This window comes from Marinobacter denitrificans (assembly GCF_008795955.1).
Lineage (GTDB): Bacteria > Pseudomonadota > Gammaproteobacteria > Pseudomonadales > Oleiphilaceae > Marinobacter > Marinobacter denitrificans.
The window spans coordinates 492,012-511,670 of record NZ_VMHN01000002.1; the positions used below are offsets into that span (position 1 = coordinate 492,012).

A 19,659-nucleotide genomic window follows, 5' to 3' on the forward strand; every position below is an offset into this window, starting at 1 on the left:
TTAACCTGATGGTCGATGACCGTATCCGCAAGTTCCGCAAGATGATGGCGGAGGCCCCTAACTACGAGGTTTGGAAGGCAGCTGCCCTGGAGCTGGATTTTCTGGAAGGCAATGTCGAGTGGAAGGAAGACTTTGCCTCCGACCAGTACCACTATGAACTGATCTACGACCGTCTCAGCAACCTTCGCAATTATCGCCAGCAGAACGACTTCGAGCGCCTGAAACGTGCCTTGAGGGAGGGTTTGCACCACGATCTGGGTAACATGGGCAACACCGCCCTTTACACCCGCTCCCACGTGGGCACCAAGCATCTCATTGAGGAATACATTACGCAGGTGTGCGAGTCGCTGGATTTTCTATGTGACACCACAGTCCCGGGCTTCCCGGTTGCTGACAAGCTGCAGTTCTTCCGCGATACGCTTACGAGTTACGGGCGACCCGCGTTGCTGTTAAGCGGTGGGGCAACCCTGGGCATGTTTCATTTCGGGGTGATCAAGGCGCTCTGGGAAAAGGGGCTGTTGCCCCAGGTGATTGCCGGCTCCAGTATCGGTGCCATTATTGCTGGAATACTGGGTGTTCACAGCGATGCCGAAGTGCCGGAAATGCTGGTGCCGGAGAACCACGATCTCAAGGCCTGGAAATGGCGGGGCCTCGTAAGTGCTATAAGTGGCGACGGCCTTATGGACCAGGAACAGCTGAAGCGCTGTCTGCGGGCAAATATCGGTGAATACACCTTTGAGGAAGCCTTCCAGAAAAGTGGTCGTTCGATCAATGTGAGCGTTTCTCCCGTTCAGGCTCATCAGAAGGCCCGCCTGTTGTGCGGTTATACATCTCCGTATCTGCTGGTGTGGAGCGCGGTGCTGGCCAGTGCGGCTGTGCCGGGTATTTTTCCGCCAGTGCCGCTGATGAAGAAAGACATCGAGGGTAATATCCTGCCCTACATGCCCCGTCTGAAGTTTGTGGATGGCTCCGTGGTCAGTGACCTGCCGATTGAGCGGCTAATGCACCTGTACGATGTGAATTTCACTATCGTCAGCCAGACCAATCCCCATGTAGTCCCGTTTCTGAACCGTCGCGGCCGGGACGAGAAAATCAGTCTCGCCAACTTACCGCTGCACCTGCTGAAATCGGAGATTCAGTTTCATGGGCAGGGGATTTTTGACTTCCTGCGCAAACGGGTTCGGCCTGAGATTCTGCGGCAGATGGCAGGCCAGATGCACACCATTATGGGGCAGCGGTATTCCGGCGATGTGACGATATCGCCGGCCTACCGGCTGCGGGATTATCGCCGCATGCTGGCCAACCCCGACCCGGTGTGGGTGCGGGAGATGATCCTTCAGGGAGAGCGGGCGACCTGGCCCAAGATCTCCATGATCCGCTCCCATGCCCGGATTTCCAAGACGCTGGAGCGCTGCGTTAGCAGGCTCAAGACGGAGCAGCGTCGCGCTACTGTCGAGTTGAGACTGGTAAGTAGTGCGGATTCCGGCACATCATGAGATGACAGCCCGGGGAGCCGGGCGGTATGATACCGCGATAGCCGGGGAGCCCTGTGGCGGTTCCCGCAAGCTCCGTCTGAGCACCTGACTGGACACTCATGTACTACGATTTCTTCGGTTTTCGGGAACCCCCGTTTTCGATTGCTCCCGATCCCCGCTACCTGTATCTCAGCGAGCGCCACAAAGAAGCGCTGGCGCACCTGATGTATGGTGTGCAAGGGCAGGGTGGTTTTATCGTGATTACCGGCGAAGTCGGTACCGGCAAGACCACGGTCAGCCGCTGTTTCATCGAAAACGTGCCGGACCACGTCGATATTGCCCTTATCCTCAATCCCAGGCTCTCCGCCCGGGAGTTGTTATCGTCCATCTGTGATGAGCTGGAAATTACCCATCCGGCAGGCGCGTCCATCAAGGACATGGTGGGGCTGATCAATGACGATCTGCTCAAGGCGCATGCGGCGGGTCGTCACAAGGTGCTGATGATCGACGAGGCCCAGAACCTGTCCGCCGAGGTGCTGGAACAGTTGCGCCTGCTTACCAACCTGGAAACCGCCGAGAAAAAGCTGTTGCAGATCGTATTGCTGGGCCAGCCGGAATTGCAGGATATTCTGGAACTACCGGAGTTACGGCAGCTGAACCAGCGGGTGACGGCGCGTTATCACCTGGATGCACTGGGGCGTGAGGAGATAGAAGCCTATCTGCGCTACCGGCTCAGCGTTGCCGGCCTTCGCGGTGAGATCTTCACCGACGGAGCGGTCAGGGCCCTGTTCCGTGCCAGCCACGGCGTACCCAGACTGATCAACCTGATTAGTGACCGTGCCTTGCTGGGGGCTTATGCTGAGGGAGAGCACCAGATCAGTGCCTCCCACATACGTACGGCCGCACGTGAAGTGAATGGAAACCGGTCCCGCCGGCGCTCCGGTGGGTCTTCTGATAAATCCCGGCTGTTATTGGTAGCCGCCAGTCTTGTAATAGCCGTTATCATGACGGCCTTGGCGCTGGATCGCTTGCCTGGAGCCGATGAGATAACGCCAGGCGCGTCCGCAGAAGAAGGCAGCGAGGGATTGTCCGGCATAATCGAGCGGGTAGAACTATCAGAAGAAGCATTGCCAGAGCTGTCTGCGGAGCCTTCACCAAAGCTTTCACCAGAGCCGGTGGTAACGGAAGAGGTACTGCCAGGTTTTGACTATTCCGCTAACACACTGTCTTTGTCCGCAGCATTCCGGGAATTGTTCAATGTATGGGGGCGTGAATACCGGGTAGCGGGTAATCCCATTGCCTGTCGCTATGCCGAGGACGAGGGCCTGCGGTGTCTTGAGAACCGTGGTTCACGCCGGAGCCTGGAATACCTGAACCGGCCTGCCATTCTGCAGCTTCGCAGTGACGACGGGAGCAGTCGTTACGCGGTATTGAGCGGTCTCGACAACAATCGGGCTACCATCGAACTTCCGGACGGCCAGCGCGATGTGAGCTTCTCCAGCCTGGAGCCCTACTGGTTTGGTGAATTCACGGTACTTTGGGAGGTGCCTCCCCATATCCGGCAAAGCGGCGGGGGAGACGGTGACGACGATGTATCCGAGCAGATATGGATGAGCTCTCGGATGATGGAGTTGGCCGGCCGTTATTCGACTTCCCGTGAAGAGGAAAATCGCGTTAACCGCATGCCCGGTGAAGATCAGATTCGCTGGTATCAGGAGCGCAAAGGTCTGACGGTGGACGGCATTGCCGGTGCCATGACCATCATCCAGATGAACAACGATCTGGAATCCGATGGTCCCCGGCTCTATTCAGGGGGGATAGTAAACTGACATGTCCTATATTCTTGATGCCCTGAGAAAATCGGAAACGGAGCGCCGCCAGGGGCGGGTGCCGGATCTTGGCCAACAAGTCCAGATGATCCACAAACCGAAGAAGAAATCGGTACCGGTGCTGGTATGGGTAGTAGCCATTGCTCTCGTCCTGAACGCCGTCCTCCTGGCCTGGTTGTTCTGGCCCAGGGTTTCAGACACGGCTGCCCAGGAGCCTGCCTCCGCCTCAGCAGAAACCGTTGCTTCAGTACCCCAGGTAAACCCCGCCGAACCCGCGCCGGAGCCGGTCAAGCCCTCGTCGGAGCCGTCGCTCGAGTCGTCGCCTGCGCCAGCGGCGACCCCGGCGACCCCGGCGAAACGTGATAAAGTGCTTGCCAATGCCGTCGAGATCCCCATGCCCGGGACAGCTGAGCCTGCGGTTGAGGAAGCAGAACGGGAACGGCCCACGGTGATTGTTCCGAGCGCGAGGGGACCCAGCCCGGTTAATTCTTCCAGTGTGGCCGATGGCGAAGCGGCTGCTGCCCGCACTCCACACCTTGTTGAGCTTCCATTGTCATTCCAGAAAAGGGTACCTGACCTGATTTTTAACAGTCACATCTACGCGTCCGAGCCGTCTTCCAGACGGGTGATGATCAATGACAACTATCTGCGCCCCGGGGAATCATTCTCCGGCATTACCGTGGAACGGATTACCGAGGAAGGTGTAGAGCTGAGTATGGACGGCCGCCGATTCCGCGTAGGTGTTGTCCGGGACTGGGTGAGCCCCAGGTAATGGCACTTTCCGAGGACGTCAAACAGCAGATACAACAGACCTACCGTGATGTGCTGGCCGGCAAGGACATCCGCGCGCGTTACGGCCAGCGCCTGATGATTGCCGAGATCGCCCGCTACATGGGGGATATCACCGAGAACGACGGCCAGCGTACTTCACCGGCGGGCGCCTGTGTGGTGGAAGCCGGGACGGGTACCGGCAAGACCCTGGCCTACCTGATTGCCGCCATTCCCGTGGCCCGAGCCTTGGGTAAAACCCTGGTGATCTCGACAGCAACTGTGGCGCTGCAGGACCAGATCGTGCACAAGGACCTCCCAGACCTGAAGAAGCACAGCAAGCAGGACTTCACCTGGACCCTGGCCAAGGGCCGTGGCCGCTATCTGTGCATGTCCCGCCTGGAAGCGCGCCTTCACGACGAAGGCAACGGAGACAGCGATACCATGCCGCTGTTCCTGCTGGACGGCCCTGGCAAGGAAGAGCCCGGTACCCGGGCCTTCTTCGAGGACATGCTGGCCAGCTACGGGTCCCGCAAATGGGACGGAGACCGCGACCATTGGCCGGACCAGATTCCCGACGATGTCTGGCGCCAGGTCACCACGGATCATCGGCAATGCACCAACCGCCACTGCAGTTATTTCGACAGCTGCGCTTTTTTTGATGCCCGCAAGGATCTGGATGACGCCGATATCGTGGTGGCCAACCACGACCTGGTGCTGGCAGACCTGGCGCTCGGCGGCGGCGCGATTCTTCCGGAGCCGGAAAACGCACTGTTTATTTTCGACGAAGCGCATCACCTGCCGGACAAGGCGCTGAACCACTTTGCAGCTTCGGTGCCCCTGAACTCCACCCGCCAATGGCTCAAACAGCTGGCCCAGGCGCTCGGCAAGATGCAGCCGTTCCTGACTCCTGGCACTCAGGCCGCCAAAACCATCGACCGGATCAGCTCCGCCTCCCGGGACGTGGACCTCACCCTGACAAAAGTTTATGAGGAAGCAGAGCAGAACACCGGCTGGGAATTCAATGAAGAACGCCGGTCCGCCCAATGGCGCTATCCCGAGGGCGCGTTGCCCGAAGCAATGGCAGCACTGGCGGTTGAGGCCCGCATTGCCACTGCAACGCTCACGCGCCAGCTTGGGGTGATGGTGGAGGAGCTGCAGACGGCGTTCGACGAGCGCAAGGCAAGCGATGTAGACCGGGATACGGCGGAATCCTGGTACCCCGTGATTGGTTCGTTCCACAGCCGGGCAGAGGATCAGCTGCGGTTATGGGTGGCCTGGAGCGACAACCCGGGCCAGCCGGCGGAAGATCCGGAAGCCAGTGAAGAAGAGGCCTCAAAAAAGAAACGCTCCGGGCCGCCTGCTGCTCGCTGGGCAGTACGGCAACGCTGGGACCATGCTGAAGACATTACCCTCTACAGCAGCCCTGTACTGGCGGACAACCTTTTGTATTCCCGGCTCTGGTCCCGCGCCTATGGCGCGGTTCTGACCAGTGCGACTCTCACCGCCCTGGGCCGGTTTGACCGCCTGAAGGCCCGCGCTGGCTTACCCGAAACCAGTCGTTTTGTGGTGGTCCCCAGCTCATTCCGCTACGGCGAGATGGCAACTGTGGAAGTGCCTGCCATGACCGCCATGCCGACGGACGACAGTTTTACCGATCAGGTAGTGTCGCGACTGCCGGACCTTTGGGCCGGTGAGAAGGCGACTCTGGTACTGTTTACGTCACGCAAACAGATGAAACTGGTGAGGGACGCACTGGCGCCGGAGTTTCCGGAGCTGATCACCACCCAGGATGATATGGCGAAAGGTGAAGTGCTACGCCGCCACTGCAGCCGTGTGGATGAGGGGCTTCCCAGCGTCTTGTTTGGCGTTGCCAGCTTCGCGGAGGGTATCGACTTGCCTGGAAAGTACCTGAGCCATGTGGTGATCACGCGGCTGCCATTCTCGGTGCCGGATGACCCCATTGAGGCCAGCCTGGCGGAGTGGGTGACGCATCGGGGCGGCAATCCGTTTATGGAAATCACAGTGCCTGACGCTTCCATCAAATTAGTGCAGGCGGTAGGCCGCCTGTTGCGGACCGAATCCGACACGGGCCGGGTCACCATACTGGATCGCCGCATCATTGCGCGTCGGTATGGCCAGTTGCTGCTGGATGCACTGCCACCTTTCCGAAGGATCATCGAGCCATAAAAAAAGAGCCGACCCATTTGGGTGGCTCTTATAGAGTGGGCTCTTAACGAACCCGGGCGTCGAAACAACGCGGAACAAGAAGTCTGAAGGCCTGAAGTTTCAGAATTCTTACCAAGGTTTCCCTCAGCGTTGGGAGAATAATAAGGGAGTAGGGGGCGTATCCGGATCGTCCAAAGGGCGTAGTGGGTCACTAAATATACGAAAAAATGTGACGCGCTTCACAGGTGTGGCCCGAAACGGGACCCATCAGAAAAGTCCCGCTACGCCAGCAACCGTAGTTCCCTGGCCCTGGCCAGGGCCTCGGTTCGCGATCCCACGGCCAGTTTGCCATAGAGATTACGGATATGGGCTTTCACCGTTGTTGGTGCTACGCCCATGCGGTCGGCGATGTCTTTATTGGCCAGCCCCTGGTTGATGAGTTCCAGAACTTCCAGTTCCCTCTGGCTGAGAGGCTCGGCCAGCTCCTGGTTGCGGGAACCCTCAGGTGTTGTGCTTTCGCTTGTGGGCGCCTGGCGGGGTTCAGAGGTGCTTGTCTCCGCCTGCTCCCGTAACATGGTCAGCACGCGGGTGTTCCAGCGCCCCGGAGCCCTCAGTTGCGGTAGCTCCAGGCACAGCTTGCGGATGGTGGGGCTCTCCTCGGCAAGCAGGCGCATAAAGCCGGCATCGGCTGCCCGGTGCACTGCCTGGGCGAGCATCTGTTCCGCCTCCTGCGTCTTGCCTTCGGCATAAAGCGCATCACTATATACCAGCTGAATCTCCACCAGGTGGCGGTAATGCTGGTCCTTTTCGGCGCTCAGGCGCAGGGGCGCAAGTGTCTGCATGGCAGCTGCCGGGTGACCCAGTGCTACCTGCACCCGGGCAATACTGATCTGGTTCTGTTCGCGATTCAGTGGGTTGGTAAAACGGTCACTGGTAACCTGTTGCACCCATTCATCCGCCTGGCCCAGGTGCCCCGTGGCCAGATAACAACGGGCAAGCATGGCCGAGCAGGCCGGCGGCTCGAACAGGATGTGATCACGCCTGCGCCGGGCAACGCTGGCGGCATCTTCCAGTGCTTCTATGGCGTCCTGGTACCGCCCTTCACTGAACGCCAGGTGACCGCGTACATACTGAATAATGACATGCTGCCCCGGCTCCGTTCCGTTGTTGACGTGGTCCAGCAGCGGCGCCAGATAAGAGGCCGCCAGTTGGGGTTCGTTGCGTTCGCGGTATATCTCGATCAGTGCGCTGTTTTGCCAGCAGGAAATCAGCATTGGCTGGCGCGGGTCGCTGTGGTGCTGGTCCACCCACTGCCGGACACGCGTGCAGGTATCCAGTGCTTCGTCGATATCCCCCCGGTTGTACTGGATCCAGGCCAGGAGTCCGCCACTGGAAAGCACCGTGCTGGGCTTGCGTTCAAGCTCGCCGTAACGCACCGCAGACTTGAGCGCGTCTTCGGCGGCAGCCAGGTCGCCCTTGCCATAGTAGTCCAGCCCGACCCCGTAATAGGTTACTGATTTCAGAGGAATACGGGTGTGGTCGATATCCCGTAACACCTGTTGGGTGAGGTCGCTGGCACTTTTGTCATCGCTTTTGGAGCGGGCGAGGTAGGAGCGGATCAGTGAAATCTCGCTCTGCAGGCCGAGGGCACCCTCGGCATCCGGGTGGGAGTCTGCCACCTGCTTGTCCAGCATGTCCTCCAGGTCGCCCAGCAGAGGGTCGAGTACATCCACGCGGTTGGCGAAGAACAGGGCCCACACCCGTAGCATCAGCAGCTGTGGGCTTTCCTGCAGGCTATGGGGGGGAAGAGAATCGAGCCAGCTGAGTACAGGCAGGTGAAATCCGCCATGGATAAGGTTGTTACCGTGTTCGGCCAGCACCCGCGCGAGCCAGGGCCAGTCCTGGTGTTGGACGATCTGGGAGATCCCTTCCTGAACGTGGCCATGGGTCAGTAACCAGTTGACCGCTCTCTGCCAGTGTTTTTCAGTGTCTTCCGGTTTGAGATGCCTGGCCCGTTGCAAAAGCGCGTCACGGAACAGATCGTGATAACGGAACCATTCGTTACGGGTATCCAGAGGAATCAGGAAAAGGTTTTCGCGCAACAACTGCTCCAGCAACACCTGGCTGTTGGTGGTACCCCGTACCTCATCGCAGAGGGAGGCGCATAGTCGGGGGCAGCAGGCGGTGTCCAGCAGGAAATCCCGCACCGGTGCCGGCTGCTGTTCCAGAACTTCCGTGAGCACATAGTCGCTGATTTTCCGTTCATCCAGATCGACTCGCGGCTGGCCGCTCTCGGCACTTTGCTCATCGATACTGCCACCGGAAAGTGCCGACAGTTGCATTGCCGCTACCCAACCTTCGGTTTTGCGACAGATCCTGCGAACCTCCTGCTCAGAAAGCTCCAGCCCCATGGTGTCGTGAAAGAAACGCTGGCACTCCTCTTCGGAAAACGCCAGCAGGCCAGGGTGGACATCCTCGACCCAGCGGCGCACCCGCCAGCGCGAAAGCGGCAATGCAGGTTCGGTACGGGAGGCCAGAGTAACCAGGATATCGGGCGGCAGGTAGTCAATGAAATAGGACACCTGCCGTTGCAGTTGCGGATCACGGATGAAGTGGTAGTCGTCGAGGATGAGCGACCAGGGCGTGCCGTCTGCGGCAAGTACGTTGATCAGCGCGGTGATGGGGCCTTCCAGCTCCTGCTGGCTGCAATGGCTCAGCTGTTGCCGGCATTCTTCGAGGCCTGCAAGACCATTGTGTTCAAACGCCCCGACCACGTACTGCCAGAACCGTCGGGGTTCATCATCGTGTTCATCAAGGGATAGCCAGGCGACGGTGGAAGGGGATTGAGCACACCACTGGCTCACCAGTGTGGTCTTGCCAAAGCCGGCCGGGGCTACCACCAGATTCAGCCGCTTTGCGCCATCCGGTTGCAGTAGCGCACTAAGGCGCTCACGCTTTACCGAGCGGGGGTCCGCGGTGGGTCTGAGAAACTTGGTGGTTAACAGCATTGTTGCCCTGAATGCCGGTGAATGGTTGTGTCCCGTCTGGTTAATTCGTTGACCTACTGCGTGACGCTGCGGCCTCTGGCCAAGGCGCCAGTCCGAAGGTGTGGTGGTTCCACATCAAGGGCTGGCAACACCGGCCAGAGGCCGCAGCGTCTCGCCCTTCGGGAGCCACTGAGGGCCGTGATAGCCGCGTTGCGCTGGCTCGATTTGGAGCCACCAAACCTTCACCATCGCGCCTAGCTCTCAAGACCCTCAGTGGCTCAGTAGGTCAACGAATTAACCAGACGGGACACCAGATAACGGATTGTGTGCTTTGTCACAATTAAGTCAAGGGCCGCAAAGCCAAATGCCCGCGTCACCATGCTGCGTTCTCGTTTTTTTGGTCTAAACTGAGGTGGAAAGGATTCTCTATGCTCAATAAGAATGAAAAATCACTTCTTTATGCGTATTCTTCTACAATAACACCAGCATATAAATGCCCGGAGTCAATCCGGGCCCTATGGGGAGCGACAGGGTAGATGAAATTACAACAGTTGCGCTATATCTGGGAAGTTGCGCACCATGATCTCAACGTATCCGCCACTGCCCAGAGCCTTTTTACCTCCCAGCCGGGAATATCCAAGCAGATTCGCCTTCTGGAAGATGAACTGGGCCTGGAAGTGTTTGCCCGCAGCGGCAAACACCTGACACGTATAACGCCGGGTGGCGAAATTATTATCCGCGAAGCCGGCGAGATTCTGCGCCGGGTGGAAGGCATAAAGAAGATTGCTCAGGAATTCAGCAATCAGCGTAAGGGTGACCTGAGCATTGCCACGACTCACACCCAGGCCCGCTATGCTCTGCCGCCGATTATCAGTGGGTTTATCGAGTCCTATCCGGACGTGTCCCTGCACATGCACCAGGGAACACCGATGCAGATCTCGGAAATGGCGGCCAACGGGGCTGTGGACTTCGCCATCGCCACTGAAGCCATGGAACTGTTCAACGACCTGATCATGATGCCGTGCTACCGCTGGAACCGCAGTATCATCGTGCCCAAGGATCACCCTCTGGCCCAGAAGTCTGAGTTGACCCTGCCTGATCTGGCGCAGTTCCCACTGGTTACGTACGTATTTGGCTTTACCGGCCGGTCAAAACTTGATGAAGCCTTCCAGGCCTACGGCTTGACGCCCAAGGTGGTTTTCACGGCGGCGGATGCCGATGTCATCAAGACCTATGTGCGCCTGGGGCTGGGGGTTGGCATTATCGCCAGCATGGCCTTCGATGAGGCCAGTGACCCTGACCTGGTGGCACTGGACGCCAGCAAACTGTTCCGTCCCAGCGTCACCCGTATAGGTTTCCGGAAGGGCACCTTCCTGCGGGGGTATATGTACGACTTTATCCAGCGCTTTGCGCCCCATCTTACCCGCGAGCGGGTTGATGAGGCGGTTGCGCACCAGGGTAGCCGGGCGGAAATCGAAGGCCTGTTCAAGGACGTCGAACTGCCCACCTACTGACCGGCTGTCGCCCGGGCCTATGCCCGGGCGATCAGATTTCCGGAATGCAGGCCACATTCTTTCTTCGTGGCTTCTTCCCACCACCAGCGGCCCTCCCGTTCATGCTGCCCCGGCAGGATGGCACGGGTACAAGGCTCGCAGCCAATACTGACAAAGCCTTTTTCATGCAGTTTGTTGTAGGGCGCCTCCGTCATACGGATATAGTCCCACACTTCCTTTGAACTCCAGTTCGCCAGCGGATTGAATTTGACCAGCTTTTTGTCTTCTGTCGAGAAGGCGTCATCAATCTGCACAGTCGGCACGTCGTTGCGCGTACCCGGGCTCTGATCCTTGCGCTGACCGGTGATCCAGGCGTCCACCGTCGCCAGTTTTTTTCGCAGCGGGTTTACCTTGCGGATACCACAGCACTCAGAATGACCGTCCTCATAAAAGCTGAACATGCCCTTGCGGGTAACCAGATCCTGCACTTCGGCGGCATCGGGGAACATCACTTCAATCTTGATCCCGTAATGCTCTCGAACCCTGTCGATAAATTCGTAGGTTTCCGGGTGAAGGCGTCCGGTATCCAGGGTGAATACCTGAAGGTTGTCGGTCAGTTTGTGGGCAAGTTCTATCAGCGCAACGTCTTCAGCACCACTGAAAGAAATGGCGATATTGTCGTACTTCGCCAGTGCAGCCTTGAGGATGGCCCTTGGGCTCTGGCCCTCGAGCTCGTTCTGTAGCTGTGAAATATCCGTCATTGAACGCATCACCTGGGGTGTAAATGTGTGATAAATCTACCATTAACACGCGTCAGTCTGAAGGAATGCCGGTCTATATCGTTATAGCCGGAAAGATCCACGATGCATTCCGCGCGGGTTTTTCTTATCATACCGCCTGATTCCAATCCCCGGCGGTTACCGACACGCCGGGTTGACCCGCGCTTAATTATCAGGAGACCAATGTGGAACTCGCGTGCCTTGACCTTGAAGGAGTACTGATCCCGGAAATCTGGATCGCGTTTGCGGAAAAAACCGGCATTGAGGAGCTCAAGGCGACAACCCGCGACATTCCCGACTACGACGTGCTGATGACGCAGCGCCTGAAGTTGCTGGACCAGCACGGTTATGGTCTGCCTCAGATCCAGGAAGTGATTGGTGAGCTGGACCCGCTGCCTGGTGCGAGCGAGTTTCTGGACTGGCTTCGCGAACGTTTCCAGGTGGTGATTCTGTCAGACACGTTCTACGAGTTTGCCATGCCACTGATGGCCAAGCTGGGTTATCCGGCGCTACTGTGCCACAAGCTGGAAGTGAATGACGAGGGCAGGATTACCGATTACCTGTTGCGCCAGCGGGACCCCAAGCGCCAGTCCGTGCGTGCATTCCAGTTGCTTAACTACCGGGTGATTGCAGCCGGTGATTCCTACAACGACACCACCATGCTGGGTCAGGCGGAAGCGGGCATCCTTTTCCATGCGCCCCAGAACGTGATCGAGGAATTTCCGCAGTTCCCGGCGGTGCATACCTTTGACGAGCTGAAAGCGGAGTTCCTCAAGGCCAGCGCCATTCACAACTGATTTGCTCGAGGAAACCGGGGTGGGCAAGCCGTCCCGGTTTCGGATTACAAGGCTTCCAGCACTTTCATCAGCTTCTGGACCTTGTCCACGGATTCCCGGTACTCATCGTCCGGATCTGAATCTGCCACAATGCCACACCCCGCCCAGCAGTGAACCTCTCCCTCGGAATCCGTCATCAGGGTTCGAATGGCGATATTGCTCTCCAGAGTGTTGGAAAAATCCCAGCGGAAGACCGAGCCGCAATAAGGGCCCCGACTGTGTGCCTCGAGATCGTCGATGATCTCCATCGCTCTGCGTTTTGGAGCGCCAGTGATTGAGCCTCCCGGAAAGGCAGAGAGAAAGGCGCGAAACGGGGTGATATCCGGACGTAATTTCCCTTCAACCGTACTGACCAGTTGATGTACATTCTCGTAGCTTTCAATGCTGAATAACCGGGGCACCGAGACGGAAAACGGTTCACAGAACCGGGACAGGTCGTTGCGTATCAGATCTACGATCATCAGGTTCTCTGCACGGTCTTTCTCCGCGGCTGCCAGGGAGCGGGCAATCTTCTGGTCGTTCTCTTCACAGAGCAGGTCCCTGGGGCGGGTGCCCTTGATGGGCTTGCTGATCACCTTTCGGCCCCGTTCGATACTGAGGAACAGTTCCGGCGAAATGCTGAGGACCTGATAGGTACCGGCATTGACATAAGCGGCATGGGGAACAGGAACCGCCTTGCATAGCGCGTGGAAGGCGGAGTAGGGAGCGCCCCGGTAACCACCGGTGTACTTGTTGGACAGGTTGACCTGGTAACAGTCCCCGGCGTGGATGTAGCGCAGCACTTCGGTTACGCCGTGGCAGTAGTGCTCGGAGGGTTTGGCCGCGGCAAAATCCCGGGTTATTACGAATGGGGCGGGATTATCAGTGGTGAATCTGAAAAGGCTGAGCACTCGTTCCCTTGTTTCGCTGTCGCAATCAGGATGGAAATCGAGCCTGGGAGGTTGCTTGCCAGAGGTATCAAGGATGAGGTGCCAAAGGTAGAGGCCAATGTAGCCGTAGTCCCCGGCGTCGGTAGCGGCACGGCCGGAAAAACCGGGCACAGTGAGGTTGCCGGCCTCGTAAAACAACGTGCCCATGACGCCGCCGGCTGGGGCCTGAGCGTCATCTGTTGAAAATTCCGCCCAGACGGTTTCAATGCGATCGGTCAGCTCCGAAAACGCCGATGGCTCCCGGGGAACCGGCCAGTATTCCAAGGGAAGCGCTGTTACGACCCGCCGCTGCCTGCCGGCATCCGTGTAATCGATAAACCCATGATGACCGGTTAGCTGTGAAATGAGGCGTTGAGCCTCTTCCGCATTTAATGTTTTCACGATGTTACATACTTAACAAAATCTTGCATGGGTTCACGGTAGCCTGTGCGGCAAGTCACCGCGTTTGGGCCTGGAAAGGCCGCTGAGCCGGTGCATTCTAAACAATAAACCTGAGGGCAGTAACCAGTATGAAGACTTGTAGCGGCATTGGTAAGCGTTTTGTCCCGGCACTCATTATCGGATTTGCGATTTCAACCGCGGCTTTTGCACAGGAAGCGATAGAGATGGAGGACCATGTGCTTTCCGATGGCAAACTTGATGACAAGGATCTGGCGGCGGTGGTCAAGGTTGCTCAGCGCCATCTCAAGGAAATGACGGATGCGGCTGTCAACAAGGCTGGTGATGAGCTGGAGGAAGCAGGGATTTTCCGGCCCATGGCGTTCATGGTGATGAAGTCCGACAAGGTTCAGCAGATGAGGTTGGCTGACGAAGCCGAGGAGGCACCGGGGCAGGTGAAAGTTTTGATGTACCGCGCGGGGCTGAAGTCGATCGCCCGTCGGGGCGAAATCCATTCAGCGATAATTGCTTATCCTGGAAGCGTTGAGAAAGATGGCGAGACGATTCGCGCGATGGCTCTGGAGCACGAACATCGCCTGGGGGTTTCCGGCATCAAGCTGATTCCGGTCAGTCTCGAAAACGGGGAAGCAAGTTTTGGTGAGCCCATGTCCCAGGACAAGCCGTTCCAGATTTTTTATGACGAAAAAGAAAATAATTCTGAAAACGGTAACTGATTGAAAATATGGAAATATTCGTTGAATTATTAATAAGTGATTTGTTTTGTGACATTTTGTGAATGTATTCACGGAACCGGAGTGTAAAACAATCTTAAATGGAGTGGTGAGGTTGAGCCTCACACCAAGACTAAAAGTTCAACTGGATAACAATAAGTTCAATCAAGGAGAACAATATGAAAGGCCTGAAGAAAATTGCACTGGCAACCGCAGTTGCCGCCGCGCCCTTCGCCGCTCAAGCAGAGCTGCAGGCGATGGACGACAGCATGATGGGTAACGTCACCGGTCAGGCCGGTGTGACCATCGAGCTGGAAACCCAGGTAAGCATCGGACAGTTCACCTACACGGACGAAGGTACCTTCGCTGTTAAGGACATCGAACTGGGTGGTGCCCTGGCCAGTAGCTCACAGTCTGCTGCTGATTACGCTGCTGCAACTGGTGCCGGTGAACTGCTCGACCAATTGAAGATCGACATCGACATCGCTGACGATGGTGACGCGATCATTCACGTTGGCTCCCTGCAGACCGATGGCAGTGGCAACCCGGTTCCCATCGACTGGGGTTTCACCGCCGGCTCCATGGAGCTTGACGGTAACGGCGGCCAGAACACCGTTCTGGTTTCCAACATGGACGCTTGGGGTCTTCTCGGCGCACTGGACATCGTTGTTGATACTGACGACGTAGACGGCCAGGCCGGCACTGGTACCCTGAACATCGACGCGGCGTTCACTGTGAACGAAATGAGCTTCGACGTTGAATTCCTGGGCATCGGTGTTCGCGGTATGACCATCAACAGCTCTGAGGCTGGCGGCGAAGTTCTCGGTGAAACCGCCCTGGTCGAAATCTTCGCAGAGGACCCGACTGCTCCGACTGCAGCAGAGCTGCGTAAGGTTGGACTGGCACAGGCTGGCTTCGCCATCGTTGGTCTGGATGTCTACAAGGGCAGCGGCCTGGGTGCTTCCACAGCAACCGACGTACTGCGTGTAGATGTTGAAGACGTCCTGATGGACATCAACGTTGCCGAAACCGTTATCGGTGGTGCAAACATCGGTACTATCGGTATCGACAACCTGCACATCAGCAACACCAAGCTGGCTGTTTACGGTCACTAAGCTGACCGGATAACAACTCCGGTGTGAACGCCCCGCTCTGCGGGGCGTTTTTTTATGCCTGAGCATTTCTCAGACATAAAAAAGAGCGGCGCCTTTACCAGGTTGCCGCTCTTTTTTGTTTGCGAGGTGACTCGATGGAAGTTGCAGGCTTACTGATCCGGCACCTTGATAGAAAGATCAAACCCGCCACCGGGCCGTGGCGTCAGGGTTACCGGCCCCTCGTTAATGCCATGGGGCACCTGGATATTATCAATGCCAGGCGGATTGCCGATGGAAAAGTTCAGGTTCTGGCCGTCGAAGCCGATACCCAGCTGGTCGTTAAGGAATGTTTGGGTGAAGGGCTCATCCGGTATCTGTGCCTGCTGCCCGAATATGATGGGCGGAATGTTCGGCGTCAGATCCCGTGGTGGCTGCGCTCGTGCCAGTTCTTCCTGAGGCAGAAGCAGGGCACGTCTGAGAAACTCCTCTTCCGCATTTTCCAGTGCGTCGGCCTTGCCTTCACGCTGGAAGCGTTCAAGCGCGTCGCGATAGGCTTCTTCTTCTGCTTCTGTCAGCACCGGTTCTCCCGGTGAGATGGTAAGAGAGCGGAGAATCTGCTTGCGGTCCGCTTCTGTTTTCTGCCTTTGCTTGGGAACCACAATAACGGCGGAATCCTTCACGTAGGTTTCTACCATTTCATCAGATGTCATGGATTGCACACCTGCCATTAATGGCGAGGCGAAGGATGCAGCCAGGCCAGCTGTCCCGGCGAGTGCAGTGTAAAGGGGGGTGCGGCGTATCATGACGTAGCCTCTTGCCGTGTCCAAACGCGAAAATGAGGCGCTGCTGAATTTCGACTGCAGTCAGTAGGCTCCTTACTACAAGTATTCGGCCGCACGGGCCGTATTTCAAGCCATTTCTATGGCATTTGTGATCAGAATCGGAGTATTTGCAGTATTCTTCTGCAACGGCCCTTAAAGGTGTTTATAGTCGTGGCTGATCGATCCGGTTTTACAGGGTATTTATGTTGAAGGTAATTCGAAAACGCTGGCAGCAGTGGGTGAACCAGCGGATACCCCGCTCCGACCAGCGCGTGTTCGGGCAGCGCAACATCTTTATACTGCCGACCGGGGCCGGTGTCGTATTTGGCGCACTGTTACTGATCATGCTGATCACCGGTATCAACTACCAGAACAGCCTGATTTACCTGCTCACGTTCCTTCTTGGTGCCGTGGTGGTAGCGGCCATGCATCAGACCCACCGCAATCTGTCAGGGCTGGAACTGACTCTGATCCAGGCCGGCGAGGGCTTTGCCGGCGGTCTCATCCCGTTTCGTTTGCGCGCAGTCTCTCCTCGCCACGATACCCTGGCCCTGTCCCTGGCCTGCGATGATGTCATTCTGACGCAGCAGCATATACCGGCCGGGCAACAGGCAGACGTGAGCCTCTCTGTTCCCTCGTACCAGCGCGGCTACCTGCAACCGGATCGCATCCTGGTGGAAACCCGCTTTCCATTCGGGTTGTTCCGCGCCTGGTCCTGGTTGCGGCCGGTTACCTCCGCCATTGTCTATCCCAATCCGCTGGCCGCGCCAGACGTTGCGAGCACGGTGCAGGATGGCGATGAACAGTCCCGAACCCGCTCCCTTGATGGCAATGATCATGCAGATATCCGGCCCTGGCGCGAAGGCGATATGAGCCAGCGGGTTCAGTGGAAGCGCTATGCCCGCACCGGTGAAATGGTGATTGCGGACTGGGAGGGAGAACAGGGTAGCCCCCACTGGCTCGATTACGAGGCCTTCGCCGGGGTGGATCGGGAGCTACGGCTGGGCTACCTGGCGCATCAGGTGCTTGAGCGTTCGCGGAGCAATAGCCGTTTCGGGCTCAACCTGCCCGGCCAGGTTATCGAGCCCGATACCGGGGCTGCGCATACCAGCCGCTGCCTGAAGGCACTGGCCATTTTCGGCCTTGAGCAGCCTCGAGAGGGAGGGCCTCTTACCTATGGTACCCGTGCAGGCGAAGGTTCCAGGCCTGTGGCTGCTGCCGGTGGGAGGGGAGCTATATGATAATACGTGGTGGAAACCGGGGTTCTGTCAGTGACTCTGGCGAAACCACCGAGTTGGTTTCGGGCAGGGCGCTGATATGGCTGATTGCCAGCTTCGCGCTGCTGCTGGTGCCGCAATGGGACCGGTTGCCAATCTGGTTGGTCGCCAGTTGCGCCGGACTTGCGGGCTGGCGCTGGCTGGCTCAGTCCGGGCGCCTGAGATTGCCGGGCAAATGGTTGCGAAGCGGTATTATGCTGGCCCTGGTGGCGGTCTACATAGCCACGGTCCAGGGACGCTTCACGGTGGAGACGGCGTCGTCTTTCTTCGTGCTGGCAGTAGGGCTGAAATGGCTGGAGACCCGCTCGGTGCGCGATTTCTATGTGCTGTTTTTCATTCTGGTGTATCTCGCCACGGTCAATTTTCTGTTTCATCAGGAAATCCACTGGAGTGTCATTAACCTGGTTGGGGTTGCCTTGCTGCTTGTCGGCCTGCAGGTAGTCAATGCACCTGATATTCCGGGCGCCATGAAATCAGGTTGGCGGCGCCTGGGCATGATGTTGTTGAAAACCCTGCCGATTGTGGTGCTTCTGTTTGTGTTCTTTCCCCGCATGGCCCCGTTGTGGAGTGTGCCGCTGGTCTCAGGGGAAGCGCGCACGGGTATCAGCGATACCATGACACCTGGCGACATTTCCAGTCTTGCCCAGAGCAGTGAGCGGGCTTTCCGGGTGACCTTTGGTGGCCAAATTCCTCCCTACCGGGACCGTTACTGGCGCGGGCTGATTCTGGACCGGCTGGATGGTGAAACCTGGCAGCAAGGTTCCGGGCGCCAGTTCCGCAGGCCCGGGCGGGTTTCCGTTGACGGCGGTGTGGGTAAGCTGTCACCGGACCAGTACGATGTGTTGATGGAACCCACGGACCAGACCTGGGCTTTCGCCCTGGAAAATTCCAAGGCCGTCTCCGACAACGTCAAGCCCAACGATCAGGGCCTTTTCCGCTTTGACCGGCCAGCCGACAGTGCAGTGCGGTACCGCATGGCGCTCACCGACGACAACCCGGCCGGTCAAGCCGGAGCAGCACCGGAGGAGGTCCAGCGCTATCTCCAATTGCCCCGTTCAGGCAATCCCAGAGCCCGGGCACTTGCCGAAGATCTGGCCGCCGAGTACAGCAACCCGCAGGCTATTGTTCAGCACTTGCTGGACCGCTTTCGCGAACAGGAATATTTTTACACCCTGCGCCCGCCTGCCATGCCCGATGACGGTATCGACGCTTTGCTGTTCGATGAAAAACGGGGGTTCTGTGCCCACTATGCCGGCGCCGCTACTTTTGTGCTCCGCGCTGCCGGTATTCCGGCACGGGTGGTTGTAGGCTACCAGGGTGGTGACTCCGGAGCCGATGACGAATACCTCATTATTCGCCAATACGACGCCCATGCCTGGGTGGAAGTCTGGTTGCCGGGGCAGGGCTGGGTGCGTATGGATCCAACCGCGGCTATCGCTCCGCAAAGGATTGAGTCAGGCTTGCGGGATGCCATGGCAGAGGAGGGTTCGTTTCTGGAAAATGAATGGGCTTCCCCGCAGCGCTATGGCGACATGGCGGTGCTTCAGTGGGCCTCTCTTAAACTGGACCTGATGAACTACCACTGGCAGCGCTGGGTGGTGGGCTACCAGGGCCAGTCCCAAATGGACCTGATGTCGCGGTTGCCGGGCGGTATCGGCCTGCGGGAGCTCGGTTATATTACCGCCGGCATCATAGGCGCCGGCCTGCTGCTCGCGGGATTGGTGACGGCCTGGCAGTACCGTCGCGTTGAAATCCGGGATCCGATTGGGCGCACGGTGACACGTTGGCACCGACTGTGTGATCGCGCTGGCGTTCCCGTACGACATGGCGAGACGCCGTCCCAGCTGGCAGGCCGACTGGCCCGGGCCAGGCCCGCGGCGGCAGGGACCGCAAACGCTTTTGCCCGCATGGTTAACAAACATTACTATGGGAGCGAATCTGAGACTGAAAAACGGGGCGATCTTGCCAGAATGAAGCGGTTGCTGATAACCATGAAACGACAGGCCGACCGTAAACCACAAGTTAATCGCCGGCCCTCGGGTGCGCCAGAGGGAAACCATTGAAGGTGAACAAGTGAACACGTCCATAGCAAC

14 protein-coding genes are annotated in these 19,659 nt (G+C 58.0%); 10 read left to right on the top strand and 4 right to left on the bottom strand.

Annotation, left to right across the window (positions count from 1 at the left end; genetic code table 11):
• Positions 1-8 precede the first annotated feature (8 nt).
• The 4 genes from FO268_RS10185 (at position 9) to dinG (ending at position 6,262) form a co-directional block, all read left to right on the top strand.
• Positions 9-1,496, top strand: coding sequence for a DUF3336 domain-containing protein (locus tag FO268_RS10185; RefSeq protein ID WP_225316594.1), 1,488 nt, complete (start codon positions 9-11; stop codon positions 1,494-1,496).
• 98 nt (positions 1,497-1,594) lie between these two features.
• Positions 1,595-3,304 carry an ExeA family protein gene (locus FO268_RS10190; protein ID WP_150992560.1) on the top strand — a complete coding sequence of 570 codons (1,710 nt, stop codon included), beginning with the start codon at positions 1,595-1,597 and terminating at the stop codon, positions 3,302-3,304.
• A gap of 1 nt (position 3,305) precedes the next feature.
• Entirely contained in the window at positions 3,306-4,076 is a 771-nt protein-coding gene (locus FO268_RS10195; protein WP_150992562.1) for a general secretion pathway protein GspB, read from the top strand.
• A complete protein-coding gene (gene dinG, locus FO268_RS10200; protein WP_150992564.1) occupies positions 4,076-6,262 on the top strand; it encodes an ATP-dependent DNA helicase DinG in 2,187 nt (728 codons plus the stop codon). The genes FO268_RS10195 and dinG overlap by 1 nt, the downstream gene beginning before the upstream one ends.
• A 260-nt stretch (positions 6,263-6,522) precedes the next feature.
• Here dinG and FO268_RS10205 read toward each other — a convergent pair whose 3' ends face one another.
• Positions 6,523-9,249 carry a LuxR C-terminal-related transcriptional regulator gene (locus tag FO268_RS10205; protein WP_150992566.1) on the bottom strand — a complete coding sequence of 909 codons (2,727 nt, stop codon included), beginning with the start codon at positions 9,247-9,249 and terminating at the stop codon, positions 6,523-6,525.
• A 515-nt stretch (positions 9,250-9,764) separates the two neighbouring features.
• Between FO268_RS10205 and cysB the strand changes: the two genes are divergently transcribed.
• Entirely contained in the window at positions 9,765-10,742 is a 978-nt protein-coding gene (gene cysB / locus FO268_RS10210; RefSeq protein WP_150992568.1) for an HTH-type transcriptional regulator CysB, read from the top strand.
• Positions 10,743-10,759: 17 nt separating this feature from the next.
• Here the strand turns inward: cysB and FO268_RS10215 are convergent, their stop codons facing one another.
• Positions 10,760-11,482, bottom strand: a complete 723-nt coding sequence (locus FO268_RS10215) for a phosphoadenylyl-sulfate reductase (RefSeq protein WP_150992570.1) — start codon at positions 11,480-11,482, stop codon at positions 10,760-10,762.
• A gap of 203 nt (positions 11,483-11,685) precedes the next feature.
• Between FO268_RS10215 and thrH the strand changes: the two genes are divergently transcribed.
• Entirely contained in the window at positions 11,686-12,297 is a 612-nt protein-coding gene (gene thrH / locus FO268_RS10220) for a bifunctional phosphoserine phosphatase/homoserine phosphotransferase ThrH (protein ID WP_150992572.1), read from the top strand.
• Positions 12,298-12,341: 44 nt separating this feature from the next.
• Here the strand turns inward: thrH and FO268_RS10225 are convergent, their stop codons facing one another.
• Complete coding sequence (locus tag FO268_RS10225; RefSeq protein WP_150992574.1) at positions 12,342-13,646, bottom strand: anthranilate synthase component I family protein; 1,305 nt, start codon at positions 13,644-13,646, stop codon at positions 12,342-12,344.
• Positions 13,647-13,774: 128 nt separating this feature from the next.
• On the opposite strand from FO268_RS10225, the gene FO268_RS10230 reads away from it, so the two are divergent.
• Positions 13,775-14,377, top strand: a complete 603-nt coding sequence (locus tag FO268_RS10230) for a hypothetical protein (protein ID WP_150992576.1) — start codon at positions 13,775-13,777, stop codon at positions 14,375-14,377.
• 176 nt (positions 14,378-14,553) lie between these two features.
• The gene (locus FO268_RS10235; RefSeq protein ID WP_150992578.1) at positions 14,554-15,489 is read left to right on the top strand and encodes a DUF6160 family protein; all 936 of its coding nucleotides are present in this window, start codon (positions 14,554-14,556) and stop codon (positions 15,487-15,489) included.
• A gap of 149 nt (positions 15,490-15,638) precedes the next feature.
• Here FO268_RS10235 and FO268_RS10240 read toward each other — a convergent pair whose 3' ends face one another.
• The gene (locus FO268_RS10240) at positions 15,639-16,271 is read right to left on the bottom strand and encodes a hypothetical protein (RefSeq protein WP_150992580.1); all 633 of its coding nucleotides are present in this window, start codon (positions 16,269-16,271) and stop codon (positions 15,639-15,641) included.
• 221 nt (positions 16,272-16,492) lie between these two features.
• Here FO268_RS10240 and FO268_RS10245 point away from each other — a divergent pair, with 221 nt between their 5' ends.
• Positions 16,493-17,530, top strand: coding sequence for a DUF58 domain-containing protein (locus FO268_RS10245; RefSeq protein ID WP_150992582.1), 1,038 nt, complete (start codon positions 16,493-16,495; stop codon positions 17,528-17,530).
• Entirely contained in the window at positions 17,527-19,629 is a 2,103-nt protein-coding gene (locus tag FO268_RS10250) for a transglutaminase family protein (RefSeq protein ID WP_150992584.1), read from the top strand. The genes FO268_RS10245 and FO268_RS10250 overlap by 4 nt, the downstream gene beginning before the upstream one ends.
• The last annotated feature ends 30 nt before the right edge of the window (positions 19,630-19,659 follow it).